General features: G+C 63.5%; 24 protein-coding genes. 10 read left to right on the top strand and 14 right to left on the bottom strand.

Going from position 1 to position 23,699, the window contains the following annotated elements; translation table 11 throughout:
* The first annotated feature begins 575 nt into the window (after positions 1-575).
* The gene (locus KMZ68_RS12440; protein ID WP_215616032.1) at positions 576-4,322 is read left to right on the top strand and encodes a vitamin B12-dependent ribonucleotide reductase; all 3,747 of its coding nucleotides are present in this window, start codon (positions 576-578) and stop codon (positions 4,320-4,322) included.
* A 70-nt stretch (positions 4,323-4,392) separates the two neighbouring features.
* On the top strand, positions 4,393-5,874 hold the full coding sequence (locus KMZ68_RS12435) for an AAA family ATPase (RefSeq protein ID WP_215616031.1): 1,482 nt from the start codon (positions 4,393-4,395) through the stop codon (positions 5,872-5,874).
* A gap of 119 nt (positions 5,875-5,993) precedes the next feature.
* Here the strand turns inward: KMZ68_RS12435 and KMZ68_RS12430 are convergent, their stop codons facing one another.
* Positions 5,994-7,193, bottom strand: coding sequence for a hypothetical protein (locus KMZ68_RS12430; RefSeq protein ID WP_249779604.1), 1,200 nt, complete (start codon positions 7,191-7,193; stop codon positions 5,994-5,996).
* Between the two features lie 687 nt (positions 7,194-7,880).
* Between KMZ68_RS12430 and KMZ68_RS12425 the strand changes: the two genes are divergently transcribed.
* Positions 7,881-8,120, top strand: a complete 240-nt coding sequence (locus KMZ68_RS12425; RefSeq protein ID WP_215616030.1) for a hypothetical protein — start codon at positions 7,881-7,883, stop codon at positions 8,118-8,120.
* A 24-nt stretch (positions 8,121-8,144) separates the two neighbouring features.
* Here the strand turns inward: KMZ68_RS12425 and KMZ68_RS12420 are convergent, their stop codons facing one another.
* On the bottom strand, positions 8,145-9,158 hold the full coding sequence (locus KMZ68_RS12420; protein ID WP_215616029.1) for a ribonuclease Z: 1,014 nt from the start codon (positions 9,156-9,158) through the stop codon (positions 8,145-8,147).
* Between the two features lie 207 nt (positions 9,159-9,365).
* Here KMZ68_RS12420 and KMZ68_RS12415 point away from each other — a divergent pair, with 207 nt between their 5' ends.
* Positions 9,366-9,599: a DUF6894 family protein gene (locus KMZ68_RS12415; protein WP_215616028.1), complete on the top strand. Its 234-nt coding sequence runs from the start codon at positions 9,366-9,368 to the stop codon at positions 9,597-9,599.
* Positions 9,600-9,616: 17 nt separating this feature from the next.
* On the opposite strand, the gene KMZ68_RS12410 is transcribed toward KMZ68_RS12415, so the two are convergent.
* Positions 9,617-9,802: a hypothetical protein gene (locus KMZ68_RS12410; RefSeq protein WP_215616027.1), complete on the bottom strand. Its 186-nt coding sequence runs from the start codon at positions 9,800-9,802 to the stop codon at positions 9,617-9,619.
* 283 nt (positions 9,803-10,085) lie between these two features.
* On the opposite strand from KMZ68_RS12410, the gene KMZ68_RS12405 reads away from it, so the two are divergent.
* Positions 10,086-10,982 (top strand): hypothetical protein, encoded by an 897-nt coding sequence (locus KMZ68_RS12405; protein ID WP_215616026.1) that lies wholly within the window; start codon positions 10,086-10,088, stop codon positions 10,980-10,982.
* 158 nt (positions 10,983-11,140) lie between these two features.
* Here the strand turns inward: KMZ68_RS12405 and KMZ68_RS12400 are convergent, their stop codons facing one another.
* From KMZ68_RS12400 to KMZ68_RS12375, 6 genes are all read right to left on the bottom strand, one after another.
* Positions 11,141-11,599, bottom strand: a complete 459-nt coding sequence (locus KMZ68_RS12400) for a septal ring lytic transglycosylase RlpA family protein (protein WP_249779603.1) — start codon at positions 11,597-11,599, stop codon at positions 11,141-11,143.
* A gap of 262 nt (positions 11,600-11,861) precedes the next feature.
* Positions 11,862-12,698 carry a metal-dependent phosphohydrolase gene (locus KMZ68_RS12395; RefSeq protein WP_215616024.1) on the bottom strand — a complete coding sequence of 279 codons (837 nt, stop codon included), beginning with the start codon at positions 12,696-12,698 and terminating at the stop codon, positions 11,862-11,864.
* A 165-nt stretch (positions 12,699-12,863) separates the two neighbouring features.
* Positions 12,864-13,652 (bottom strand): SDR family NAD(P)-dependent oxidoreductase, encoded by a 789-nt coding sequence (locus KMZ68_RS12390; protein WP_215616023.1) that lies wholly within the window; start codon positions 13,650-13,652, stop codon positions 12,864-12,866.
* A 91-nt stretch (positions 13,653-13,743) separates the two neighbouring features.
* The gene (locus KMZ68_RS12385) at positions 13,744-13,941 is read right to left on the bottom strand and encodes a DUF2783 domain-containing protein (RefSeq protein ID WP_215616022.1); all 198 of its coding nucleotides are present in this window, start codon (positions 13,939-13,941) and stop codon (positions 13,744-13,746) included.
* 14 nt (positions 13,942-13,955) lie between these two features.
* The gene (locus tag KMZ68_RS12380; RefSeq protein WP_371741453.1) at positions 13,956-15,566 is read right to left on the bottom strand and encodes an FAD-dependent oxidoreductase; all 1,611 of its coding nucleotides are present in this window, start codon (positions 15,564-15,566) and stop codon (positions 13,956-13,958) included.
* An 83-nt stretch (positions 15,567-15,649) separates the two neighbouring features.
* On the bottom strand, positions 15,650-16,189 hold the full coding sequence (locus KMZ68_RS12375) for a VOC family protein (protein WP_215602195.1): 540 nt from the start codon (positions 16,187-16,189) through the stop codon (positions 15,650-15,652).
* Between the two features lie 236 nt (positions 16,190-16,425).
* Between KMZ68_RS12375 and KMZ68_RS12370 the strand changes: the two genes are divergently transcribed.
* The 4 genes from KMZ68_RS12370 to KMZ68_RS12355 all read left to right on the top strand — a co-directional run bounded on the left by KMZ68_RS12370 (position 16,426) and on the right by KMZ68_RS12355 (position 20,073).
* On the top strand, positions 16,426-16,914 hold the full coding sequence (locus tag KMZ68_RS12370; RefSeq protein ID WP_215616021.1) for a MarR family winged helix-turn-helix transcriptional regulator: 489 nt from the start codon (positions 16,426-16,428) through the stop codon (positions 16,912-16,914).
* Between the two features lie 54 nt (positions 16,915-16,968).
* Positions 16,969-17,337, top strand: a complete 369-nt coding sequence (locus KMZ68_RS12365) for a hypothetical protein (protein ID WP_215616020.1) — start codon at positions 16,969-16,971, stop codon at positions 17,335-17,337.
* Positions 17,338-17,472: 135 nt separating this feature from the next.
* Positions 17,473-17,787: a hypothetical protein gene (locus tag KMZ68_RS12360; protein WP_215616019.1), complete on the top strand. Its 315-nt coding sequence runs from the start codon at positions 17,473-17,475 to the stop codon at positions 17,785-17,787.
* Between the two features lie 201 nt (positions 17,788-17,988).
* On the top strand, positions 17,989-20,073 hold the full coding sequence (locus tag KMZ68_RS12355) for a methyl-accepting chemotaxis protein (RefSeq protein WP_215616018.1): 2,085 nt from the start codon (positions 17,989-17,991) through the stop codon (positions 20,071-20,073).
* Positions 20,074-20,088: 15 nt separating this feature from the next.
* Here KMZ68_RS12355 and KMZ68_RS12350 read toward each other — a convergent pair whose 3' ends face one another.
* The 3 genes from KMZ68_RS12350 to KMZ68_RS12340 all read right to left on the bottom strand — a co-directional run bounded on the left by KMZ68_RS12350 (position 20,089) and on the right by KMZ68_RS12340 (position 21,584).
* Positions 20,089-20,796 carry a hypothetical protein gene (locus KMZ68_RS12350; RefSeq protein ID WP_215616017.1) on the bottom strand — a complete coding sequence of 236 codons (708 nt, stop codon included), beginning with the start codon at positions 20,794-20,796 and terminating at the stop codon, positions 20,089-20,091.
* Positions 20,797-20,899: 103 nt separating this feature from the next.
* Positions 20,900-21,049 carry a hypothetical protein gene (locus tag KMZ68_RS12345; RefSeq protein WP_215602199.1) on the bottom strand — a complete coding sequence of 50 codons (150 nt, stop codon included), beginning with the start codon at positions 21,047-21,049 and terminating at the stop codon, positions 20,900-20,902.
* Between the two features lie 61 nt (positions 21,050-21,110).
* Positions 21,111-21,584 (bottom strand): hypothetical protein, encoded by a 474-nt coding sequence (locus KMZ68_RS12340; RefSeq protein ID WP_215616016.1) that lies wholly within the window; start codon positions 21,582-21,584, stop codon positions 21,111-21,113.
* A 107-nt stretch (positions 21,585-21,691) separates the two neighbouring features.
* Here KMZ68_RS12340 and KMZ68_RS12335 point away from each other — a divergent pair, with 107 nt between their 5' ends.
* Positions 21,692-22,135, top strand: coding sequence for a DMT family transporter (locus KMZ68_RS12335; RefSeq protein WP_215616015.1), 444 nt, complete (start codon positions 21,692-21,694; stop codon positions 22,133-22,135).
* A gap of 2 nt (positions 22,136-22,137) precedes the next feature.
* Here the strand turns inward: KMZ68_RS12335 and KMZ68_RS12330 are convergent, their stop codons facing one another.
* Both KMZ68_RS12330 and KMZ68_RS12325 read right to left on the bottom strand, forming a co-directional pair.
* Complete coding sequence (locus tag KMZ68_RS12330) at positions 22,138-22,980, bottom strand: tetratricopeptide repeat protein (RefSeq protein WP_215616308.1); 843 nt, start codon at positions 22,978-22,980, stop codon at positions 22,138-22,140.
* Positions 22,981-23,014: 34 nt separating this feature from the next.
* The gene (locus KMZ68_RS12325; RefSeq protein WP_215616014.1) at positions 23,015-23,698 is read right to left on the bottom strand and encodes a substrate-binding domain-containing protein; all 684 of its coding nucleotides are present in this window, start codon (positions 23,696-23,698) and stop codon (positions 23,015-23,017) included.
* Between the last annotated feature and the right edge of the window lies 1 nt (position 23,699).

The following is a 23,699-nucleotide window of genomic DNA, read 5'->3' as shown; positions in this document are numbered from 1 at the left end:
GAGGCGCAAAATATAGTTGCCCTGTGAACAGCGGGGTGAAGCCGGAACCGGTTCACCAAAACAGATTTTTTTAACTTGGGAATCCCTGAGGACTCACTGATACTTGCAGGCATCAGCGGGCCTCGGCGCCCCCTGTTTTCCCCCGCTTTGCACCATATTTAGTATTTGATTCAGAAACTCGTACTAATCCTTGACGGGCGCGAGCGAGTTGTCCTAGCTTTCATCCTGTTCGGCGCGAGTGTGTTTGGGTCCCGCCGGTCGCTCCCAGATGGGTTCCTGAATTGACCACTTCGCCGGCCGGTTGAGGCAGCGGGGCTGGGCTTTTTTGTCCCGGAATTTGGAGACCTTGGGGCGCCAAGAACGGGCCGGAATTCGGCCCAGGTAGACGAGTTGGATTGACGAGTTGGGGCGTTGAAAGCGTGACCTGAACCGGAGCCGGCGCTCCCGCCAGGACGTGCGTAGAGAAACAGGGCCGGATCCACCGGTAGAGCTTGCGGGTCCCTCGGACAAAGTTGCCTGCAACTTTGGTCCGGGAGGTTCGCTCAAGGAAAACACAAGAACGGGGCACGACCAATATGCGAATCGAGCGGCGCAACACCACGGCAGGCCAGTCACCCTACGCTGGCATTGATTTCAGAATGACGACATCGGAGATCCGCAACCCCGATGGCTCGGTGGTGTTCCGGCTGGAGAACGTCGAGGTTCCGGAATTCTGGTCGCAGGTCGCCTCCGACGTGCTGGCGCAGAAGTATTTCCGCAAGGCCGGCGTCGCCGCACGCCTGAAGAAGGTCGAGGAAGAGACCGTGCCGTCCTTTCTGTGGCGCTCGGTGCCCGACAGCGACGCGCTCGCCACCCTGCCCGAGAACGAGCGCTATGTCAGCGAGCTCTCGGCCAAGCAGGTGTTCGATCGGCTGGCCGGCTGCTGGACCTATTGGGGCTGGAAGGGCGGCTACTTCGGCGCTTCCGAACAAGACGCGCAGGCCTTCTATGACGAGCTGCGCTTCATGCTGGCCAAGCAGATGGTCGCGCCGAACTCGCCGCAATGGTTCAACACCGGGCTGCACTGGGCCTACGGCGTCGACGGCCCCGGCCAGGGCCATTATTACGTCGATCCCTTCACCGGCAAATTGACCAAATCGAAATCGTCCTACGAGCACCCGCAGCCGCACGCCTGCTTCATCCAGGGCGTCAATGACGACCTCGTCAACGAGGGTGGCATCATGGACCTCTGGGTGCGCGAGGCGCGCCTGTTCAAATACGGCTCCGGCACCGGCTCCAACTTCTCCCGGCTGCGCGGCGAAGGCGAACGCCTGTCCGGCGGCGGCCGCTCGAGCGGCCTGATGAGCTTCCTCAAGATCGGCGACCGCGCCGCGGGCGCGATCAAGTCCGGCGGCACCACCCGCCGCGCCGCCAAGATGGTGGTGGTCGACGCCGACCACCCCGACATCGAGACCTATATCGACTGGAAGGTGAAGGAGGAGCAGAAGGTCGCCGCCCTCGTCACCGGCTCCAAGCTGAACCAGAAGCACCTCAAGGCGGTGCTGAAGGCCTGCGTCAACTGCGAAGGCTCGGGCGACGACTGCTTCGATCCCGAAAAGAACCCGGCGCTGCGCCGCGAGATCAAGCTCGCCCGCCGCGCCATGGTCACCGACCCCATGATCAAGCGCGTCATCCAGTTTGCGAAGCAAGGCTACAAGGAGATCGATTTCCCGGTCTACGACACCGACTGGGATTCGGAGGCCTACCTCACCGTCTCCGGCCAGAACTCCAACAACTCGGTCTCGCTGAAGGACGACTTCCTGCGCGCGGTGGAGACCGACGGCGACTGGAACCTGATCGGCCGCACCAGCAAGAAGGTGACGAAGACGCTGAAGGCGCGCGACCTCTGGGAAAAAATCGGCCACGCCGCCTGGGCGAGCGCCGATCCCGGCCTGCACTTCAACACCACCATGAACGACTGGCACACCTGCAAGGCGTCCGGCGAGATCCGCGCCTCCAATCCGTGCTCGGAATACATGTTCCTGGACGACACCGCCTGCAACCTGGCGTCGGCCAACCTCATCACCTTCTACAACACCTCGACCAAGCACTTCGACGTCGACTCCTACGAGCACCTCTGCCGCTTGTGGACCATCGTGCTCGAAATCTCCGTGATGATGGCCCAGTTCCCGTCGAAGGCGATCGCGGAGCTGTCCTACGAGTTCCGCACCCTCGGCCTCGGCTTCGCCAATATCGGCGGGTTGTTGATGACCATGGGCCTGTCCTACGACTCGAAGGAAGGCCGCGCGCTGTGCGGCGCGCTCAGTGCGATCATGACCGGCGTGGCCTATGCGACCTCGGCCGAGATGGCCAAGGAGCTCGGCCCCTTCCCCGGCTACAAGAAGAACGCCGCGCACATGCTGCGGGTGATCCGCAACCACCGCCGCGCCGCGCACGGTGAAAGCCGGGGCTACGAGGCGCTGGCGGTCTCGCCGGTGCCGCTCGATCACGCCTCCTGCAGGCAGGCCGACCTCGTCGAGCACGCCAGGGCCGCCTGGGACAAGGCGCTCGAACTGGGCGAAATCAACGGCTACCGCAACGCCCAAACCACCGTGGTGGCGCCGACCGGCACCATCGGCCTCGTGATGGATTGCGACACCACCGGCATCGAGCCCGACTTCGCGCTGGTGAAATTCAAGAAGCTCGCCGGCGGCGGCTACTGGAAGATCATCAACCGCGCCGTGCCGGAAGCGCTGCGCGCGCTCGGCTATCGCGAGAGCGACATCGCCGAGATCGAGGCCTACGCGGTCGGCCACGGCTCGCTCTCCAACGCGCCTGCCATCAACGTTTCCACCTTGAAAGCCAAGGGCTTCACCGACGAAGCTCTCGCAAAGGTGGAAGCCGCCCTGCCCACCGCCTTCGACATCAAGTTCGCCTTCAACAAGTGGACCTTCGGCGAGGATTTCCTGCGCGACACGCTGAAGCTCGAGCCGGAAGCCATCGCCGCGCCGAATTTCGACCTGCTCGGCGCGATCGGGTTCACCAGGCGCGAGATCGAGGCCGCCAACGTGCACATCTGCGGCGCGATGACGGTGGAAGGCGCGCCGCACCTGAAGGCCGAGCACTACAGCGTGTTCGACTGCGCCAATCCCTGCGGCAAGATCGGCAAGCGCTATCTGTCGGTCGAGAGCCACATCCGCATGATGGCCGCGTCGCAGCCGTTCATCTCGGGCGCGATCTCGAAAACCATCAACATGCCGAACGACGCCACGGTGGAGGACTGCAAGGAAGCCTATCTCCTGTCCTGGAAGCTGGCGCTGAAGGCCAACGCGCTCTACCGCGACGGCTCGAAGCTGTCGCAACCCCTCAACTCGCAGCTGATCAGCGACGACGACGAGGAAGACGACGCGATCGATAGCTTCATGGAGAAGCCGATGGCCGCGCGCACCGCCGCGTTTTCGGAAAAGGTGGTGGAGCGGCTGGTCGAGCGCATCGTCGTGATGCGCGAACGCGAGCGCATGCCGGATCGCCGCAAGGGCTACACCCAGAAGGCCGTGGTCGGCGGGCACAAGGTCTATTTGCGCACCGGCGAATATGACGACGGCAGGTTAGGTGAGATCTTCATCGACATGCACAAGGAAGGCGCGGCGCTTCGCTCCATCATCAACAACTTCGCGATCGCGGTCTCGCTCGGCCTGCAATACGGCGTGCCGCTCGAGGAGTATGTCGACGCCTTCACCTTCACCCGCTTCGAGCCGAACGGCCCGGTGCAGGGCAACGACTCGATCAAATACGCGACCTCGATCATCGACTACGTGTTCCGCGAACTCGCGGTCAGCTACATGAGCCGGTTCGACCTCGCCCATGTCGACCCCACCGAGTCCAACTTCGACGCCATCGGCAAGGGCGTCGACGAAGGTCGGCAGCCGGAGCAGCCCAACAACAAGTACCTGTCGAAGGGCCTGACCCGCTCGCGCACCGACAATCTCGTCGTCATGCGCAGCGGCAGCGAGCCCGCGGCCGATGCGCGGACTTCCGGCAACGTGACTTCGATCGGGTCCGCCGGCCCGACCGCCCGCGCCGCCGACGCGGTCGAAGGCGCCGTCGCGCTGAAGCAGGAAGCCCAGCACGAGCTGTCGCCGACCGAGAAGCTGGAAGCGCTGCAGTGGAGCAAGTCGGGTGCTGCGCAACAGGCGGCCCCGTCCAAGGCCGAACGCCGGGCGGAAGCGAAGGCCAAAGGCTACGAAGGCGAGATGTGCGGCGAGTGCGGGAATTTCACGCTGGTGCGGAATGGGACCTGCATGAAGTGCGATACGTGTGGAAGTACGACGGGGTGTAGCTGAGGTCGAACACACCGGCTATGATGATAAGCAAGAGCGGCCCTTGGGCCGCTCTTGCTGTATGGAGATCGCTATGGACCTCGAAATAGCAGGAAGACAATTTACCAACCTGGCAAAGATCAATGTTCTTCTTGGAAAGAACGGAAGCGGCAAAAGCACTATCCTTCGACTGCTTGAACAGAACAAGGAAAGCTTACCACGGATTGGAAGCGCCAATTACATCACGCCAGAGCGCGGCGGAGAGCTAACTTACTCTGGCGGCATTGAAACGAACATCGCAAGCAATCCTGATTGGGGACCCACCGTTCGTCGCAGCAACCGGTACGATAATTTTCGTCAAATGAGCGTGACGGAGTTTCGCAAACTAGAAACACTGGTGCTCAGAAAAATTGAGAAAGATACAGCCACTCGCCAAGACTTGGACTTCTCATTTGATACTACGTTGAACTTGATCAATGGGCTTCTAGACAACGTCAAAATCACACGCGGGGAAGCCTCAGGATTTGAGATCAGAGATAAGATTTCGAACGAAAAACGCGCGCCATCGACACTGAGCAGCGGGGAGTCCGAGCTAATCAGCCTCGCCATTGAAATTCTTGCCTTCTCATACAGCTCCGAGAATTACCCAGAGAAAACATCATATTTACTCCTCGACGAACCAGATGTTCACCTCCATCCAGATTTGCAGGAACGCTTGATTGCACTTTTGGTGGAAGCCATCCGCGGCAAAGGAATAATCGTCATTATAGCAACTCACAGTACAGCGATTCTGGGCGCCTTGAGTGACAACATTGACGCACATATTGGCTTTGCTTCTCCCGCTAAACAGGATGTCGCCTTCGTTGCGATAAGAGATTCCCTACGCAACATATTGCCCATCTTTGGCGCTCATCCTCTTTCGAACGTGTTCAATAAGCGGCCCATCCTACTCGTCGAAGGCGACGATGACGAACGCATTTGGCAGCAAGCGGCGCGATCCTCAGCGGGGCGTTTGAAAATCTGGCCTTGCCCGGCCGGCGATATTCAAAGTCTCGACGAATATGAAAATGAAGTGGAGGCCATAGCTGGGGCGATCTATGAAAATGCGCAAGCATTCTCTCTACGAGATCGCGACGACAATCCCTACGAAATAGACGACAAGCCGATCGTTAAGCGAATGCGGTTGAATTGCGGAACCGCCGAAAATCTCATCGTTTCGGATGATGTGTTGGCTTCTCTCAATACGAATTGGAATACGCTGTTAAATCAAATTGAGGCTTGGCTGCGCAACTATCCCAACCATCCGCAAAGTCTAAGTATGCAAGCGTTCAAGACTTCGGAGTATGATCGTCAAAACGCGCACCTCAAATCCGTTAGAAACGTTCTCATGATGCTCGCGGGGTCGCAAAAGCCCTGGGAGGTTGCTGTGGGGCAAGCAATTGCTAGTCTCATCACAGGGACGCCAATGACCGGCGACCACAGCTTAACGACTTATCTTGGGCCTAAGCTCGTTGACGCACTAGGCCTAAGACCGCGTCGGAGACGTTTTTCCTCTGGACGCAGTAGGTACACGTAGCTCGTCAGGGCAGATTGGCCCGGGCGGATTAGCGCCAGCGTGATCCAGATCTACGATGGCGACTTTCGTTCCGCCGGCCTATTCCGCAATTCACCCCTGCCCGTTACGCCCCGCCCTTGTCAGGCAACATTGGCCTCGGCGTTCTCTTTGCCCTCCGCGGCAAGGAGATCGAGATCGACGAGCTGCGGATCGTCGGGATCGGGTTCGCCCTGGAACCGGCCGCTGCCGTGAACGTGCATCAGGGTCTGCACACGCCGGGCATTCAGATAGTCCACATGCTGATGCCGCAGCGCGACCGGCAGCAATCCTTTCGGCAGCCCGACCAGCGCGAACGCCGCGGCCCGGCGCACCTCGCCGCCCTCCCGCCACAGCAGCGGATTGAGCGTGTAGATCAATTGCCGCTCGATCTCCGGGAGCGGCGGTTGCTCTGCCTCGGCCGGCGCCGGGAATGCGGCGTTGGCGTTGCCCGCGCGCGTGCGCACCGCGGCGGACCGCAGCTCCCAGCAAATCAGGTCCGCGGCCGCGAGAACCTCGCGGCGCAGCGCTTCCACACTGGTCGAGAACCTGGTCGCTTCCGGCATCGACGCCGTGCTTTTCGTGACAGCCTCCACCAGTGCCATGGCGCCGGCGCCAAACCCCGGGGCGGCCCGCTCGATTGCCGCAGCCATCGCCTCGATCCCCTCCGCCACCATGTCGCGGTCGCGCTGCGCTATGGCGTCGGCCAATGCGCGCTCGGTCGAGGCGATCTGCTCGTCGAATTCCGCCAGTGCGGCGCGCAGTGTCTTGGCGTGGTCCTCGACGGCGCGCATGTTGGCCTCCGCGCGATCGAGCTTGGCATTGGCGGCTCCGGCCACGGCCAGCCGCTCGGCGGCGGCGCGCTTTTCTGCAACCACCGTTTCGGCCAAGCTGAGCCGATCGGCCAGCTTCTGCCGCGCCACCTGCTTTTCCTTCAGCGTATTCCCGAAACGCTCGACCGGGCTGAGCTCACGCTTGAAAAATGCCATGGCCTTGCCCCCGCGAAAGCGATCCTCCACCGAATCAGCCGGTAGACCCAATGCGCGAAAATTAGCCGGGAACTTGGATAACATTGCGGCCTGGGCCGGCGCACGCCGCCACGGAATTCGCCGGGCGTTCGCGCGACTTGTGAGGTATTTCGCTTTCACCGCTATTTGCAGACTGCGAACTGCGTCGCCGCGCGCGCAAGCGAAATCCCGCGACCCCACCGCGACAAAACAACCCGACGGGCAAATCACTTCTGATTTTCCGAAACGCGGGTCAAGCCCCGGAAGTGAAAATAAATCGCTTAACACGTCGCGCAAATCACTCTTACAAATTCGCCCGTCTCACCCGATGAGAGGGGCGGGTCGCGATCGTCACGAACGCGCGGTGGGATGCGGTGGACGCGGAAGTTGCGACTGACGAGCGTGACTCGAGCGGACGGCAAAGACGTGTGGTCCTGACGCCCCGACGCTGGCGTCAAGTTCGCGGGAAGCAAAACTTCCCGCGGATGATGGTGGCAAGAAAGCCCGGTCACCAGGGAGAGCTCGGAATAAGCCGTAGAACCATTGCGCAGGGAAGGCCGGATTGCCTCCGCTGAACCTGTATGCTCGTGTGCGTTTTCCTCAATAACAATTGCACACGGGACCGCGGGTGCAGCGCGCACCCGGTCTTCCCTGCGCCCTCTTCTTTTTCGAGGGCGAAGATCGAAGCAAAGCTCGGACGTATCGCGCCGCGAGAATGCGGACGCACATCTTCTCGCTGTTTGACAGTTGAATCAGCGGACATTTGTCGCGCACGCGGAGCGCCACATCCCCCACGCTGTCATCGCCCGGCTTGACCGGGCGACCCAGTATTCCAGAGGCGGTCGCGATGGAAACGAGAGGCCGCGGCGTACTGGATCCTCCGCTTTCGCGGAGGATGACGAGTTGTCGTAAATCCGGAACCGCAACTGCCGCAATCGCGGTTTCCCGGATTGCGCTTTGCGCCATCCGGGCTACAATTGATTGATGCTGATCATCTCGATCATTCTCGAAGCCACTGTCATGGCGATCGCGATTCTCGCGGCGCGCGACGGCAGGCCGTACATTTATGGGCTGGCGTTCACGTTCGGCGCCTACGTGTTCTACGACCTCGCCCGCTTCCTGCGCTGGGATGTCGAGGGCCCGCTGTTGTCCGGCCTGTTCCTGGTCGCAACCGCCAGCGCCCTGGTCTCGGTGTGGATGCTGTACAGGGACCGGCCGCGGTAGCGGGGCCTCCCGGCCGCCCGTGTCTCATTCCGGTGATTGCCCGGCGAAGGCCGCCATCACCTCGTTCAGCATTCGCTCCTCCTGCCCGGGATAACGGGAGGAAAAGTGGAACGGCTCGATGCGGCGCACGCCGGCCTGGCGGGCGATTTGTCCGGCCGCCTCGGTGGTCAGATGGGCGCGATCGGCGGCCAGATCAGCATCCGCCCGCGCGAACGCCGCCTCGATGAACAGCAAGTCGGCGTTGCCGACGAGAGCCGTGATCGCCTTGCGATTATCCGCGGTATCGGCAACGTCGGTGACGTAACCGATCTTCTGGCCAGGCGTGATCGTCAATACATCCCGAAGCTTGCCGAGCGGCATCTCATGCCCGCCCGAACCCGTCGTCGAGGCGCCGATCCGGACCGGAAAATCATCCGGCCGGTTCTCGATCACCGCGCGCTTGAGGTCGCGCAGCCAGTGCCCGACCGGAAGCCCCAGCCTTGCGAGCCGCGTCTTCCAGATATTGACGTGAGCGGGCTCCTGGACGGCGAATCCCAGGCACGGGGTGCGATGCGCAAGCACCGCGGTCGAGACCCGGAAAGCCGGATCCCGGACGACAACGCCTTCGTCGATCCGGCCCGTCCCCATCGCCTCGGCGGCGAAGCCCGCCTTGAAACGAAACCGTGTCATCCGGGTGCCAAGAGAGGCGTCGATCTCGGTGACCACGAACACCAGATCATGCTGGCCGCGATCGACGAGATTCCAGAGATAGGCCTGCAGCTTGTGGTGGACGCGATCGGCAAAACCGTTCGGGCCATAGAGATGGATCTGCTTGTCGCGGCCGACCAGCACCCGCAACAGCCGATCGAAGCCGATGAAGTGATCGACATGCGCATGCGACACCAACACGTGCTCGAGGCGCAGAATCTTTCGTGGCGGCAATAGCGCGATGTCGCCGAGATCGAACAGGATCGCCCGCTTCTCGAACAGCGTCTCGAGATAGAGCGCCGGATCGCCGGTTCGCCCGTTGATCAACGTTGCATGCAGTAGCGGACGCATGCGTTCTTCTATAGCGGTTTCGAGCGACGTAGGGGCCGGTTCGCGTCAGGAAAACGTGTCGATCGGAACCGAAAAAGGCGCCTTTGGGCGCCGGTCCGGCGATAAACGCCCGCTCCTCCGTAACTCCCCTTAGGGAATCCATCCGAATTTTCCGCCGGCCCTGGCGCTGCTATTCGTGCAACCTGCACTTGTCGCAGGAGGCGGAACATGGCCCAGGTCTATTTCCATTGCTCCAACACCGAACGCGCATTGATCGATCAATGCGGCGCGTCGATCGATGACCTGGCCGAGGCGCGTGAGCGTGCCGCCCTGATCGTGCGGTCGCTGATCACGACGCCGACCACGGAAGACTGGCGCGGCTGGGTGCTGCATGTCAGCGACGATCTCGGCGACGAGATTTTTTCCGTGCCCTTCGCCTCCGTGCTCGGCAAGCCGCATTGAGGGGGCGCCGGATCCCCTCAGCTTTGATGCGGTCCCCGCATCATCTTCATGGCGTCCTCGATATGACGCCACTCCCTGGCTTCCTCCGCCTCGCCCTTGCTCTCGCAAGCCTGGGCCATGCGGGCGGCTTCGGCGATAGCATCGAAGCCATGCCGCTCGAACATCTGCCGCGCGATGGTGTGGATCTGCATCTCGGATATCATCTCGCTCTCCCCTGATTTCCCGGCCGGAGCCGCGGCAACGGGTCCGCAGGTCCGGCTCGCGGCTCTACCTGAAACCGCCGAACCGGGGGCTGGTTCCATCGATCGCCGGCCATCCCGCTCAAGTTCCCGCGACGCCGCCGCGGGCTGCGGCCCCAACCTCACCTTCCCGGCGCCTTGCTTTGGTCAAACCGGGCCGGACTCTGGAGCCGGGCTGAGGACCGTCGACGTAGCCTGAATCCGCCGGACACCCCACGGGGGACACCGGACCGAGCACGGAGCGCCCATGCAAACCACGCTGAAGCCGAGAGAATCCGATCCGCACGACGACTTTGCGATCGCGCCGGACGTCGTCCCCGCCGCATGGGCCGACAAGGTGCTCGCCGACATCACCGGCGACACCGTCAGCCCGCTTCTGGATCGGCAGCCCCAGAGCGAATCCGGCGCCGCCGCCGCCACGCCGGCGCCAACGGTCGATACCACGTTTCGCGCCACCGACACCGCCGGGCGGCCGTCGACCAGGAGGTGGGCGGCAACCGCGGCCTGGACCTTCATGTTTGCCCTCTGCAGCGGGCTCGCGGTCGCCGCCTGGCAGCACTACGGCGATGCGGCGGGGCAAATGATCTCGAACTGGACGCCGCCGTTCGCCGCCAGTTCATCGCCGCCGCCGGAACAGACGGCGCTCGCCGAGCCGGCCGATACACCTGCCGTTCAGGCACCCGCGGCAGATCAGACAGCTCCGCAAGCGTTGGCTCCGGCCCAGCCCGCGGAAAGCGCCGCGCCGGCCGCCGCCGCGCTCGCTGCCGATACGGCGCAGTTGCAGGCGATGGCGCGCGACGTTGCGGCGATGGGCCAGGAGATCGAGCAGCTCAAGGCCAGCATCGACCAGCTCAAGGCCAGCCAGCGAGCCTCCGACGTCGCCAAAACTTCCGCGACACAAACTCCCGCAACACGAACTTCCGCAACAAGAACGCCCGAGCGCAACGTCCGGCCGAAGACGCCGCCGCCTCCGCCTCCACTGCGATCGGCCGCGGCGCCGTCGCGGCCGCCGATGCCGGCTTATCCATCAGCGCCGGCCGCAGCAGCGCCGTTGCCGCAAGCAGCCGCGCCTGTCGCGCCGCCGCCACCAGCCGCGGCCTCGACCGACGAACCGGTACTGCGGCCGCCGATGCCGCTGCGCTAAAGCGTTTTCCAGCTTGGCCAAACCAGTACACTTCTCGCGGGGCCTCATGGTTCGAGACGCGCGAAGACGCGCTCCTCACCACGAGGGACTGAGACCTCATCCTGAGGAGCATCGCGAAAGCGATGCGTCTCGAAGGATGGAGCAGCAGCTTTCGTCAGCTACTGGACGACGTCGAGCTTGACCCTGGCAAGACCGCCATCGACCATGCCGAGCGTTTCGGCGGCGGAATAGGAGACGTCGACGATTCGTCCGGGAACGTAGGGACCGCGATCGTTGACCCGGACCGTCACGGCTTGCCCGGTAGCGACGTTGGTCACGCGCAGCTTGGTGCCGAACGGCAATGTCGGATGAGCGGCGGTCAACTGGCTGGCATCGAACTTCTCGCCGCTCGCGGTTCGCGTTCCCTCCGAGTAGAAGCTGGCGATCCCGTGCGAGGCGCTCGGGGTGGCGGCATCGTTGCGCGCAACGAACGGGGAAGGCTTCCTGATGGACGCGACGCGTCTCGTCGTCGCCGATCGATCGTGCGGCAGCGACGCCTGCCGGCTGGTGGAAAGGCCTTCGGAATTTCTGCTGACGACCGAGGACTGCGCGCAGGCCGCCAGCAGAACGCCTCCCATAGCGACCACCAACAACCGGGCAACGTTACGGCCTGTTCTGGCGTCGACCCACAAACCTCTGGCACAGCCGATGGACAACATGTCGTATCCCCAACTCGCGCCCCCAAGCCCAAGCAGAATCCAACACGCCCATGGCGCGATCCAATCGGGGCGGATCCGTGACCGGCCGGTGCGGGCATGGCATCCCCCTGCACGATTTCATTCAGGTGTGATGTTCCGGTCACAGCTTGCGGTTGCGCAGCGCCGGCCGCCGGGGCGACGCCTACCGCTGCGGGCCGGAAAGCGAGATATCCCGTTCGGCGCGGAAGACATTACTGTACAGGCTAGCGATCCACTGCCGTCCGCTCGACGTCATGTTGAGATAGCGTATCTCGGTCTGAATATGCGGCGCGACGCTGTCCCAATAGAACTGGGGATAGCGATTGACGATGTCGGCGGGCGAATCATAACCGAGCTGGCGATTGATGCCCACCTCCTCGAACTCGTGGTAGAGCGCGTTTGCCTTCCTGATGTAGTTGGGATCGCCGAGCTGCCCGATGAAGTCCGCCGCCCGCACGATCGAGGCCTCCTCATCCCATTGCTGGTCTGTCCGGGGTGGAAACCGGGTGCCTTCAATCGCGTCGACAATGCGTTGCTTGTTGAGCGGAGCAATGCCATCGATCCTCCGCATCACGTAGAGCTTCGATCGGTCGACATGGTGCGGCATCAGGCCGGCGTCCGATGCACCGCGCGGCAAGGTCACCTTCCTGCCGGCCGCATCGATCACGAATCCGTCGGCGTCGTCGTCCCTGAACAGGCCGCGCACATAACCGATGTCATGGGTCAGGCAGGCGATGATGACATGCGCATAGTCGTCCGCGGTCATTTGGCTGTGCAACGCACGGCCGCGCAGGATGTCGTGTCCCGCCAGCGTGACGAGCAGCGTATGCTCGACATTGTGGTAAAGCGCGTCGCTGTTGCCGATGCATTCGAGCGCGATGCGCGCCGCCGCCGGCACGATCTCGATGAGGCGGGTTTGCGATGACCCGAACCGGCGGCGCATATAGGAACCGAGAAACTCTTCCAGGGAGTCTGCCGCCAGTTCCGGTAAAGTCATCATGGATGCTACCCCGCCTCGGAAACCCTCTCGCGAACTCCTCGCATCCCGGTCACCGCCAGCGACAGCGAGCATAGCGCATCTGTGGTCCGGTGACCAAACGCCCGCTGCCGCGCCCGGGAGAAAAGCGGAATTATATTGCGGTGCCCCTGCACCGCGTGGTCTCTCTCAGAACTCACCCAGCTCCGGCGGCTCGAACCAGTTGGTCAGCGACAGTCCGCCGTCGACCACGATCGCGGCTCCCGTGACGTAGGCCGACACCCGGTTCGACAGCACCGCCAGCGCCAACGGTGCGAGGTCTTCAGCCTGGCCGAGGCGGCCGAGCGGGATGTGTTTTGCCAGCGCCGGATCGGCCTTGAAGCCGCCGGCGGCGATCGCGCCGGGCACCAGCGCGTTGACGCGGATTCCAAAGCGGCCCCACGTCTTGGCCAATTCCTTGACCAGCATGGCCATGCCGGCCTTGGCCGTCGAATAATGCGGCAGGTTGCGCGGCGTGCCTGAATGCAGCGAGGTGAGAAACAGGAACGAGCCGGGCTGTTTGGCCGCGATCAGCGCGCGCGCCAGTTCGCGCGCGAGGTGAAAACCGGCCTCGAGATTCACCGCGTGCATCTGCTGCCAGGTCTCGCTGCTCACAGCCATGGCGTGATCGGCTTCGCGCCGCGGCGGCGAGGCGCTGTGCACGAAGTGGGTCATCCGCCCGATCGCGGACTGCGCCTGCGTCAGCAGCGCATCGCAGGCCGCGCGATTGGCGAGGTCGCCGACCCAAGGCACCGCCAGCTCGGGCCGCGGCGAAGCCTTTACCGCAGCCGCGACCGTATCGGCGTTGACGTCGGCGAACACGGTTCGCACGCCCTCGCCCACCAGGGCTTGCGCGATGGCGCGGCCGATGCCGTTGCCCGCGCCCGTCACCAGAGCGGCCTCGCGCGCGGGGTCGAATGGATTGTTCAAGAGGCTCATGTTGTCGGCTGCTCCCTGCGACCGGATCCGCGCCTGCCTTGCGCGGGCAATTCACGGGAACAGCGAGCATACACACGATTGTTTGCAGGCCTCAACAGCCCGGCTTCCCGGCCGCGCGCTTCAGCGCCTCGCGCAGCACCTCGCGGTCGCCGATATGGTTGGCTAGTATCAGCACGAGCTTGCAGTTCATCAACTCGGCCTGGCCCTCGTCCAGATCGCGCTGGGAATCGATCAGTTCCTGATAGAAGCCGTCGGGATCGGCGATGTTGGCCCTGGTTTCAAGCGGCATGATCGTTCACTCCTTCAGGCTGCCACCGCGCGGGCCAGCGCCTTCTCAATTTTTCCCGGATCGAAGTCGCGCCAGCGCGCCGCGACGTGCTGGTCGGGCCGGATCAGATAGGTCGTTCCCGGCCGGCCGTCGTAGCGGCCGGCAAGCACGCCCTTGTCATCGATCAGATCGGCGCCGACCACGGCGACGCGCGCCCTGATCTTGCCGAACGATATCTCGCGCACTTCGGGCCCGCCGCCGAACGTCAGCACCACGAAGCCGCCGCCGATGCCATTGAGGAACCAGCCGCTGCGGCCATCCTTCGAGACCGGCGCGTCGTCGCAATTGGTGCCCGGCGCCATCCTGCCCTTGAACGGGGCAGTGTCCGGCGTATTCAGCGACGAGTGCAGATATGGCGTCGGCGTCGATAGCCGCCCGCTGTTGACCAGCGGCCGCGCAAACGCATTGTCCTCGGCGAGTTCGAGCACGGCGTCACGGAAACGCCGGCTGGCCGGGCTCTTCGGCGTGATGAAATCGGTCGAGCGCGTCGAATTGAGGAGATTGTCGTCGGCGGCAAACGCACGTTCCTCGTTGTAGCTGTCGATCAGCGAAAGCGGCGCATCGCCGTCAATGACGAGCTTCAGCTTCCACGCGAGATTGTCGATGTCGGCCACCCCGGTATTGGCTCCGCGCGCGCCAAACGGCGAAACCTGGTGCGCGGCGTCGCCCGCAAACAGCACGCGGCCATAGCGGAAATTGTCGACGCGACGGCAGGCGAACTGGTAGATCGACGCCCATTCGAGTTCGAATTCCCTGTCGTCGCCGAGCATGGCGCGCACCCGCGGGATGATCTTCTCCGGCTTCTTCTCCTCGTTCGGATCGGCGTCCCAGCCGAGCTGGAAGTCGAGCCGCCACACGTCGTCGGCCTGCTTGTGCAGCAAGGCGGACTGGTTGCGATGGAACGGCGGATCGAACCAGAACCAGCGTTCGGTCGGAAAGCTCGCCTTCATGACGACGTCGGCGATCAGGAACCGATCCTGGAAGAACTGGCCGGTGAATTTGGCGTCCACCATCCTGCGCGTGTCGCTGTTGGCGCCGTCGCAGGCGATCACCCAGTCGGCCTCCATGGCGAACACGCCATCCGGCGTTTCGACCGTGAGGACGACGTGATCGTCGGCCTGTTTCAGGCTGAGCAGCTTGTGCTTCCAGCGCAGCTCGACGCCATCGCGTTTGGCGAGCTCGGCGATCAGGTATTCCTCCAGGTAATATTGCTGGAGGTTGATCATGGCCGGCATCTTGTGATCGGCCTCGGGCAGCAGGTCGAACTGGTAGGACAGTCTGTCCCTGAAGAACACCTTTCCCACCTTCCAGCTCACACCTTTCGCGACCAGGCGGTCACCGCAGCCCAGACGATCCCATACTTCCAGCGGCCGCTTGGCGTAACAGACCGCGCGCGAACCGATCGAAACGGTGTCGCTGTCGTCGATCACTACCGTCTCGATGCCGCGGTAGGCGAAGTCGAGTGCGGCGGTGAGGCCGATCGGCCCGGCGCCGATCACCACCGCCTGGTGACGCCTCGGCTTGCCGCTGATCTGTTCATCCGAACGGACATAGGCGAATTTCGGATATCGATAGGTGTTCAGCATTTGCCGCTCCCCACGCGCCCGCCGCCGCCGGCGAACGGGCCGGACGAGGCAGCATCCCTCACAAATGGAATTTGCGTCCGGCCTCAGTTCAGGCCGAACTCCTTTTCGTGCAGCCAGGCGGTGTGACGCGGCGGCTTCTTGGTGCGGGACCATTCCTCGATCATGTCTTGCGCGCTGTCGGCCATGCGCTTCATCTTTTCGGGCGTCGTCGTCCAGGTGGCGATTTCGAGGCGGTGTCCGCTGGGATCGCGGAAATAGATCGACTGGAAGATGTTGTGGTCGGTCGGACCGACGACTTCGAGCCCGGCAGCCTCGGCGCGCGCCTTGGCTTCCATGACGACGTCCATGTCCTTGACCTGGAAGGCGATGTGCTGCGTCCAGTCCGGCGTGTTTTGATCGCGGCCCATCGGCGGCGAGTTCGGCAGTTCGAAGAAGGCCAGGATATTGCCCTGCCCGGCGTCGAGGAAGATGTGCATGTAGGGATCGGGCTCTTTCGTCGAGGGAACGCGATCCTCGGCAATGGCGCCGATCAGATCCATATTGAGGACCTTCTTGTAGAACTCAACCGTCTGCTTGGCGTCCTTGCAGCGGTAGGCGACGTGATGAATCTGGTCGATCTTCATGAATTCCTCCCTCGTTGCGTTCGGCTTCGTATCCGCGCGTTGATTATTTAGTAACATTAGTTACTATTTTCGTCAAGCGATACCGCCCTCCTGAAATCGAGCTGTTGGAGTGTGGATTTGTCAATATATTCGAGTAGAATATTGAACGATATGGACGGAGATAACGTAAACGATCTTGCCTCCATTAGATACGATTGTTACTATTATCATTCTCGCTCAAAGAGAGGATCTGAACAGTGGCACAGGTGCAAACGGCGACGGAACGGGAAGCGAGCGACGGCGTGATCGATCTCCAGCGCTTTTTCCCTTACCGGCTGGCGGTACTCGCCGAGGAAGTGTCGCGCACCGTCGCGCAGCTCTACAGCGACCGCTTCGACCTGACGCGGCACGAATGGCGCGTGCTCGCGGCGCTCGCGGCCAATCGCCAGATGGCGGCAAAGGACGTGGCCGGCTACACTACGCTTGACAAGATGTCGGTCAGCCGCGCGGTGGCCGCGCTGGAGACCAAGGCCTATCTGACCCGCGAGGAAGATCCGGCCGATCGCCGCAACAAGATCCTCAGGCTGACGCCGGCCGGCCGCGCGCTCTATCAGAAGATCGTGCCGCTGGCGCGCGCCCGCGAGCGCCACATCCTCGACGCCCTCACGTCAGCCGAACGCAACGCTCTCGACGTCATCATGAAGAAGCTGCTAGGGCGCGCGCGCGACCTGCGCGAGCGCGGCTGATCTTACGAAAGATGGACAAAACCTCGGGCGCATCGCGCCGCGGGATCGTGGGGGGTGTTTGCCAAATTCACTGAACGCGGACGCACCACACTCTTGTCATCGCCCGCGCAGCTGTTCCCGGCAAAAAATCGCCACAATTTCTTTCTGCAAATTACACGTCGGACAAGGAGAGGCCACATGCGGAAATCAGGCGCCATCCTGCTCGGGCCGATTGCCGTGCTGGCTGTCCTGTCGGCCCCTGTGCTGGCGAAGTCTGCCGGCGCGCAGAAGGCGGAAGCCAAATCGGCTTTGTCGGGGTGCAGCGCTTACGAACAGGCGCCGGATGGATCTTGGAAGCAACTGCCTTGCCAGGAGATCAGTTCCGGCGGCGCGACGCATCAGCGATCCGCGCCCAGCAGCAGCGGCGGCGACGACAACCGCTGAATGGACCTTGCCCACAAAAACCTCGCTGCTTCGTTTGAACGCAGTTCCGCCTGGACGCGACTAGAAGGGCAGTCCGCCCCCTTCCCCGCCGAGCTGCGGGAGGCGGACGCCATCTGGCCAAACGGGGGTAAAGCCATGACTGTACCGCAGACCACCGCCACCGCGGCCCGCGGCGGGGTGATCGCAATCCTGCTGCCCTGTTTCCTGATCGGCAATTTTCTCTGGAAAGTGCTGATCCCGGCGCGGGATTTTCCGATGCGCACTGAGCAGGTCATGACCATGACCCTCGATCTCCTGATGGTCATGGGCCTGTTCGGACTGAGGAAGTCGATGCCCGCAGCGCTGTTCTGGATCGCGCTTTTCGCCGGCGTCGGACTGCTTGCGCTGCGGCTCTCCCATGACGGTTGGTGGACCGGCCATCTCACCTATTCGATTCCCGCGATGAGGTGACAGCGCGCCTATGACCATCGACAAACTGATTGCCGAGGCAGCTTACCTGCCGCTGCGCGACGCGGCCTATCCACGACGCCCGCAACTGGATCGCCTGCAACATGAAGTAAGGGACCGGGAAACGTAAACCCGGGATTAAGCCGGATTACTTAGGGTTCAAGGGCCCCGCTCCTCTCCTCCGTCGCAATTGGTCCAAATCCCATGAAAATCGGTACCCTGCTGACTGCCGCGATCGTCTCGCTCTCCGCCGTCGGCGGCGGGCTCGCAGTCTACGTTGCCGCCACCAAATACCAGACGATGGACAAGGTTTCGGTGGCCCAGCGCCGGCTGGAGATCGTTCGCGCCGTCGGCGACATTCCGCGCTATCTCAACCCCGAACGAGGCTTCGCCACCAACATCCTGTTCGGGCCCCCCACCGTGGACCCGACGTTGCGATCGGAGCTCAACGACAAATACCGTAAGAATACCGACGGCGCGCGCGACAAGATGAACGCGATCCGCAAGAACCTGCCCGGCGACCTCGAGGACGGCGCCGCGGTCGCCGGCGCCATGGATGTCCTGAATGCCAAGTTCGCCGCGCTGCGCGAGGCCATCGACAAGGCGATCGACGGTCCGGCCGAGGCGCGCCGCGACGCCGCCAAGAAGATCGTCGCCGACAACGCCGTGTTCAACAACGGCGTCACGGCGCTGCTCGGCGAGCAGGTCCGCAAGATCGCCCTGCTCGACGGCGACGCCTACCGGCAGGCGAGCTATGCCAACATCGCCTGGAATTTGCGTGACGTCGGCGGCTACAATGCCAGCCTGCACAAGAACGTCCTCGGCGCCAAGCGCGTGGCCACTGACGCCGAAAAGATGGATCTGAGCCGCGCCCAGGGCCGGGCCGACCAGATCCTGATGTCGCTGCAGGAGTTGCGCGGCAATCCCACGACGCCCGCCAACGTCGCAGCCGCGCTCGACCGCATGAACGCAGCCTATGTCGAGGGATTCGGCAAGGAGCTGAAGATGATCAAGGAAGGCGCCATCAGCGGCAAATTCGAGCACGACGCCGCCGCCTTTTTCGCGGAGTCGCAACGCGGCCTCGGGGCGGTCATCGAGGTGCGCGATGCCTTCTATGAAAACGCCGAACATATCCTCGGCTCGGCCTGGTCTTCTGCGCGCTTCAGCTTCCTGATCGCGCTTGCAGGCCTCGCCGCTGTCGCGATCGCCAGCGTCGGCCTCGTACTGATGGTCCGCCGCCGCGTCTGCAAGCCGATCGTCGACCTCACCGCGACGATGTCGCAGCTCGCCGGCGGCGACGTCTCCTGTGAAATTCCGGGTGCCGACCGCAACGACGAGATCGGCGCGATGGCGTGCGCCGTGCAGGTCTTCAAGGACAACATGATCAAGGCCGATCGTCTGGCCGCGGAGAAGGAAGCGGAGAACGACGTCAAGATGCGGCGCGCCCGCGTGCTCGACGATCTCACCCACGCCTTCGAGGCCAAGGTGACCGAACTGGTCGGCGGACTGTCGTCGGCTTCCGCCACGATGGAAGATACCGCGCAGTCGATGTCCTCGACCGCGGCTGACACCAACCGCCAGGCCGCCATCGTCGCTGCGGCTTCCGAACAGACCTCGACCAACGTGCAGACGGTCGCCAGCGCTACCGAACAGCTGACGTCCTCGATCTCGGAGATCAGCCGTCAGGTCGCCCAGTCGACCGCGATCGCGGCACGCGCCGTCGAGAACGCCCGCCGCACCGGCGATACCGCACGCTCACTGGCCGAGGGCGCGCAGAAGATCGGCGACGTCGTGACCCTGATCCAGAGCATCGCCGAGCAGACCAACCTCCTGGCGCTCAATGCGACCATCGAGGCGGCGCGTGCCGGGGACGCCGGACGGGGTTTTGCGGTCGTTGCTTCCGAAGTCAAGTCGCTGGCCGGCCAGACCGCAAAGGCCACCACCGAAATCTCGGAACAGATCGCCTCGATCCAGACTGCCAGCGACGAAACGGTCACGGCGATCAGGAACGTCGCCGACGTGATCGCCGAGATCGATCAGATCGGGATCGCCATCGCTTCCGCCATCGAGGAGCAGGGATCGGCGACCAAGGAAATCTCCCGCAGCGTTCAGGAGGCCGCGCGCGGTACCCAGGAAGTCAATTCGAACATCTCCGGCGTCCAGCAGGCTGCCGACCACACCGGCTCAGCCGCCAATCAGGTGCTGGGTGCAGCAGAACAACTGTCGACGCAATCGCGGGATCTAGCCGGGCAGTTCAACCGCTTCCTGTCCGAGGTCAGGGCGGCGTAGCAGAACGCCAGCTGATTACGCCGGGCGCATCAGTTTGAGGGTTGCCGTCAGGCGAAGGCTGCGCTTGCCGGCGAGCGCGATCGCTTCGAGTTCGGCGCCCTGTTCGCTGCAGGTGCCGGAGAAGCCGATGCCGACCTCGTAGCCGCCGAACACCGGGTTCTCGCCCTTTGCCGGCGTGTGCTCCTGATTGACGATTTCGCCCTTCCAGCGGCCATCGGACGAGGTGTAGGAGCCGAGATAATAGAAGAAGGCGTCGCCACCGAGAATGCGGCCGTCGATCAGCAGCATGACGCCGGTCAGGCCGCCGTCGATGCCGTCGAGGGTGCGGATATGGATGGAATAGAGCCCGTTGACGACGCCGCCCGGCCCCACCGCGCCAACCGGCGGAACGGCCGCATCGTCGAGCCGCGTGAGGTCGGCCCAGAACACGGCACCGGGCACCGGCGCAGCGCTGCCCTCGAAGCGAAGCTTGCCGCCTTCGACCCTGCCCCGCACCTTGATCGCGGCGACGTCGGCGCCCATCAGCGGCTTGAAATAGGGGTCATCATTGTGGCGCTGGGTGATGATCTCGGCTGAGATCTCACCGTCATCCTGTTCGTGATAGGTGCCGAGATGGGCGAAGGCTGAATTGCCGCCCAGAAGTTTGCCGGCATGCATGCACATCACGCTGCGGCCGAACGCGTCGTTTACGCCGTACTCGACCTTGTAAAGTCCGTCCAACAACGGGGGTACCCGGCAGCACTGTCGAATCTGTCGCTACCAGATAGCACCGCCGGACCGACGGGTACATGACGCGTTTGCTTCAGCCGCACGGCGGCCGAAGCCGCTAGTGCCGCTTGAAATACTGCACGGCGCGCTCGTGCTTTTCCGCCGCCGCGCGCGACTTGAAGGTCCCGAGATTGCGGCGCTTGCCGGTCTTCGGGTTCACTTTTCGCGAATAAAGCCGATATTCGCCCGACGGCAGTTTGCGGATCATGGCAGAACCTCCTTCGGTAAAGCATTTTCCTCAACCGCGGTTCCCCGCTGGCGTTCCGCCCCTACGGCTTGCCCTGCGGCGGAAACACCTGGTTGCTGAACGGCTGCTCCGTCGGCACCCGCATCACGATATAGCCGCGGTCCATCGACTGATGACAGCCGTTGCATCCCGCCGTCAGCTCGCCGAACAGCTTTGCAAACCGCTTGCCGTCCTTGGCGGCAATCGCCTCGTCGATCGACTGAATCGGCGCCGTCATCGTCGTGACGTTGCTCACGGGAATGCCCTCATACATCACGGCGGCTTCCACCAAGCCGGCCTTGAGCTGGCCAAGTTCATAAGCCGCCAATCCCCAGTTCTGGGCCCTGCCGGCGAACAACAGCTTGATGTGCCGCGTCTGGATCGAGTTCATGAGGTCGCCGAGTTGTGGAACATATTTTGCGCTGCCCGTCGCCCGCATGGTGCCGGATTGGGCGACGGCCAGCGACGTCAATGAGCACGCCATCAGCAATGCCGCTATGTATCCGCGTAATTTCATTCGATGCTCCAACCGTCAGTTCCTATTAGGAAATCATATAGCGTTTCGCGATTCCCGACCTATTGATATCCATCAAGGCGGTCATGCGGAACTGACTGGGGGACAATGTGCAAGGCATTTTCCTGTACGTGCTCGCGCTCGGCGCCGGCGTCAGCGTGGCCATTCAACAGGTGCTGAACGGCGGCCTCCGGGCGGCGCTGGGGTCCCCCGCCTGGGCAGGCTTCGTCAGCTATGTCGGCGGCCTCCTGACGATGATCGTCGTGCTGCTCGCGCTCGGTGAGAACCTGCCGTCATGGAAGGCTGTCGCCAATACGCCGTTGTGGGCCTGGTCCGGCGGCGTGCTGGGCGGCGTGTTCATCCTGCTCATGATCCTGCTGCTGCCCTCGCTCGGCGCGGCCACGCTGATTGCGCTTGTCGTCGCGGGCCAGATGGCTGCCGCGATCGCGCTGGACCATTTCGGCGCATTCGGACGGGCGGCGCATCCGGTCAGCATTTCACGCCTCGCCGGCGCGGCGTTCTTGATCGCCGGCGTGATCCTGATCAGGGACTAAGGCTAAAAACAGAGGTTGGTGACGACGTTGCCGCGCTTGTCCTTGATCACGTAGGGGCAACGCAGGCGCTCCAGCGCCGTCTTGGCGCCGGCATCGCCGAGCGCGGCGGCTCGCTCATAATAGGCCTTGGCGGCGTCGGAATCCTTAGGGCCGCCGCGCCCGCTCTGCGCGAAAGCGCCCATCCGCTCCAGCGCGCCCGGATGATTTTGCGCCGCGGCCTTTTCGAACAGCACGCGCGCAGCGGCGTCGTCCCTGGCTCCGCCGGTCCCCTCCGCCATCATCATCCCGAGCTGGTATTGCGCCTCGGCATTGGTCTCGGCGGCCTTCGCCAGCAAATCCCTTGCCCGCGCGGGATCCGACGAGGTGGCACCGCCGCCGCCGAGCGCTGCGAGATTGGTGACGCCGCGCGGATTGCCGGCTTCGGCCGCACGCTCGAACAGCTTGCGCGCCTTGGCTTCGTCACTCGCGACGCCCGCGCCGGTCCCATAGAGCACGCCGAGTTCGACCATCGCCGAGCTGGAGCCTTTGTCGGCCGCCTTGCGCCAAGCGGCGATGGCTTCCGGCATTTGCCGGTTGGCGGCATAGGCGCGGCCGAGCTGGTACAGCGCCCGCCTCGACACGCCGGATGCGGTTTTGCAGAATTTGATCGCGGTGGCGATATCGGACGGGGCAACATCGGACACACCCTTGACGTCGGTGGGCCTGTCCGGGTCGGAAGGATCGGCTGCAAGCCGATCGCATAGAACGAGATCGGCGGATTGCGCGGGCGCCAAGGTCGGAGCCGCCGCGATCGAGACCGCGACGGAGAACGAAAGCGCGTGAAGCGATCTGGTCAGAGCGCACATCTTGCCGGAAGTTTGCTTCGAAGGGCCGGCCAATTCAAGGCTCCAGCCCGGACTCCCGCAGCGCCGGCGCCGCCTCCGGCGAGGCGAGAAACTTCAACAGCCGGTCGGATTGATCCACGTTGTCCGATGCCGCCAGGCGGCCGGCGGAGAACACGGCCGGAGCTTGCAGTTCACGCGGGATCGGTCCGACGATATCGACGCCTGGGACCAGCTTCAATTCGCTGATCTGCTGCACCGCAAGGTCGGCCTCGCCGGTGATGAGCCGTTCAGCGGTGAAGCCCGACGGAATGATCGTTGCGCGGGCGTTGATCTCATTCGCGATCCCCAGCCGCTCGATCAGTTGCACGAAAAGGATGCCGCTGGCGCCGATCCGCGAATAGGCCACGCGACCGCCCAGCAGCGCGGTGCGCAACGCTTCCGGTGTTGCGATATCAGGATGCGCAGCGCCGGCCTTCACGGCGATGCCGACAAAGGAGCGCGCCAGATCGGCGCGGCTGTCCGCCGCCACAATCCCTTTCGCGGCGAGATCGTCGAGCGCCTCCTTGGTCAGGATGACGACATCGGCGCCCTCGCCGCCGCGCATGCGTTCGAGCAGCGCCAGCGTCGGCGCGAAACCGGCGTCGATGCGCGCGCCAGCTCCCGCTTCAAATTGCGCCGCAAGATTGCCGATCGCGCCTTTCAAGGCGAGCGTCGACAGGACCCGAACCAAGTTTGCCATC

The organism is Bradyrhizobium sediminis (genome assembly GCF_018736105.1).
Lineage (GTDB): Bacteria > Pseudomonadota > Alphaproteobacteria > Rhizobiales > Xanthobacteraceae > Bradyrhizobium.
The sequence above is the reverse complement of the archived record's forward strand: the minus strand, read 5'-3'. Positions and strand labels throughout refer to the sequence as shown.

Bases quoted from the DNA above. Each gene is read 5' to 3' on its own strand.
- KMZ68_RS12330 (WP_215616308.1), bottom strand. From the start codon at position 22,980: ATGTGCGCTCTGACCAGATCGCTTCACGCGCTTTCGTTCTCCGTCGCG.
- KMZ68_RS12405 (WP_215616026.1), top strand. From the start codon at position 10,086: ATGCAAACCACGCTGAAGCCGAGAGAATCCGATCCGCACGACGACTTT.
- KMZ68_RS12435 (WP_215616031.1), top strand. From the start codon at position 4,393: ATGGACCTCGAAATAGCAGGAAGACAATTTACCAACCTGGCAAAGATC.
- KMZ68_RS12325 (WP_215616014.1), bottom strand. From the start codon at position 23,698: ATGGCAAACTTGGTTCGGGTCCTGTCGACGCTCGCCTTGAAAGGCGCG.
- KMZ68_RS12345 (WP_215602199.1), bottom strand. From the start codon at position 21,049: ATGATCCGCAAACTGCCGTCGGGCGAATATCGGCTTTATTCGCGAAAA.
- KMZ68_RS12395 (WP_215616024.1), bottom strand. From the start codon at position 12,698: ATGATGACTTTACCGGAACTGGCGGCAGACTCCCTGGAAGAGTTTCTC.
- KMZ68_RS12400 (WP_249779603.1), bottom strand. From the start codon at position 11,599: ATGGGAGGCGTTCTGCTGGCGGCCTGCGCGCAGTCCTCGGTCGTCAGC.
- KMZ68_RS12390 (WP_215616023.1), bottom strand. From the start codon at position 13,652: ATGAGCCTCTTGAACAATCCATTCGACCCCGCGCGCGAGGCCGCTCTG.
- KMZ68_RS12375 (WP_215602195.1), bottom strand. From the start codon at position 16,189: ATGAAGATCGACCAGATTCATCACGTCGCCTACCGCTGCAAGGACGCC.
- KMZ68_RS12385 (WP_215616022.1), bottom strand. From the start codon at position 13,941: ATGCCGCTTGAAACCAGGGCCAACATCGCCGATCCCGACGGCTTCTAT.
- KMZ68_RS12360 (WP_215616019.1), top strand. From the start codon at position 17,473: ATGACTGTACCGCAGACCACCGCCACCGCGGCCCGCGGCGGGGTGATC.
- KMZ68_RS12355 (WP_215616018.1), top strand. From the start codon at position 17,989: ATGAAAATCGGTACCCTGCTGACTGCCGCGATCGTCTCGCTCTCCGCC.
- KMZ68_RS12440 (WP_215616032.1), top strand. From the start codon at position 576: ATGCGAATCGAGCGGCGCAACACCACGGCAGGCCAGTCACCCTACGCT.
- KMZ68_RS12420 (WP_215616029.1), bottom strand. From the start codon at position 9,158: ATGCGTCCGCTACTGCATGCAACGTTGATCAACGGGCGAACCGGCGAT.
- KMZ68_RS12340 (WP_215616016.1), bottom strand. From the start codon at position 21,584: ATGAAATTACGCGGATACATAGCGGCATTGCTGATGGCGTGCTCATTG.
- KMZ68_RS12410 (WP_215616027.1), bottom strand. From the start codon at position 9,802: ATGATATCCGAGATGCAGATCCACACCATCGCGCGGCAGATGTTCGAG.
- KMZ68_RS12415 (WP_215616028.1), top strand. From the start codon at position 9,366: ATGGCCCAGGTCTATTTCCATTGCTCCAACACCGAACGCGCATTGATC.
- KMZ68_RS12425 (WP_215616030.1), top strand. From the start codon at position 7,881: ATGCTGATCATCTCGATCATTCTCGAAGCCACTGTCATGGCGATCGCG.
- KMZ68_RS12380 (WP_371741453.1), bottom strand. From the start codon at position 15,566: ATGCTGAACACCTATCGATATCCGAAATTCGCCTATGTCCGTTCGGAT.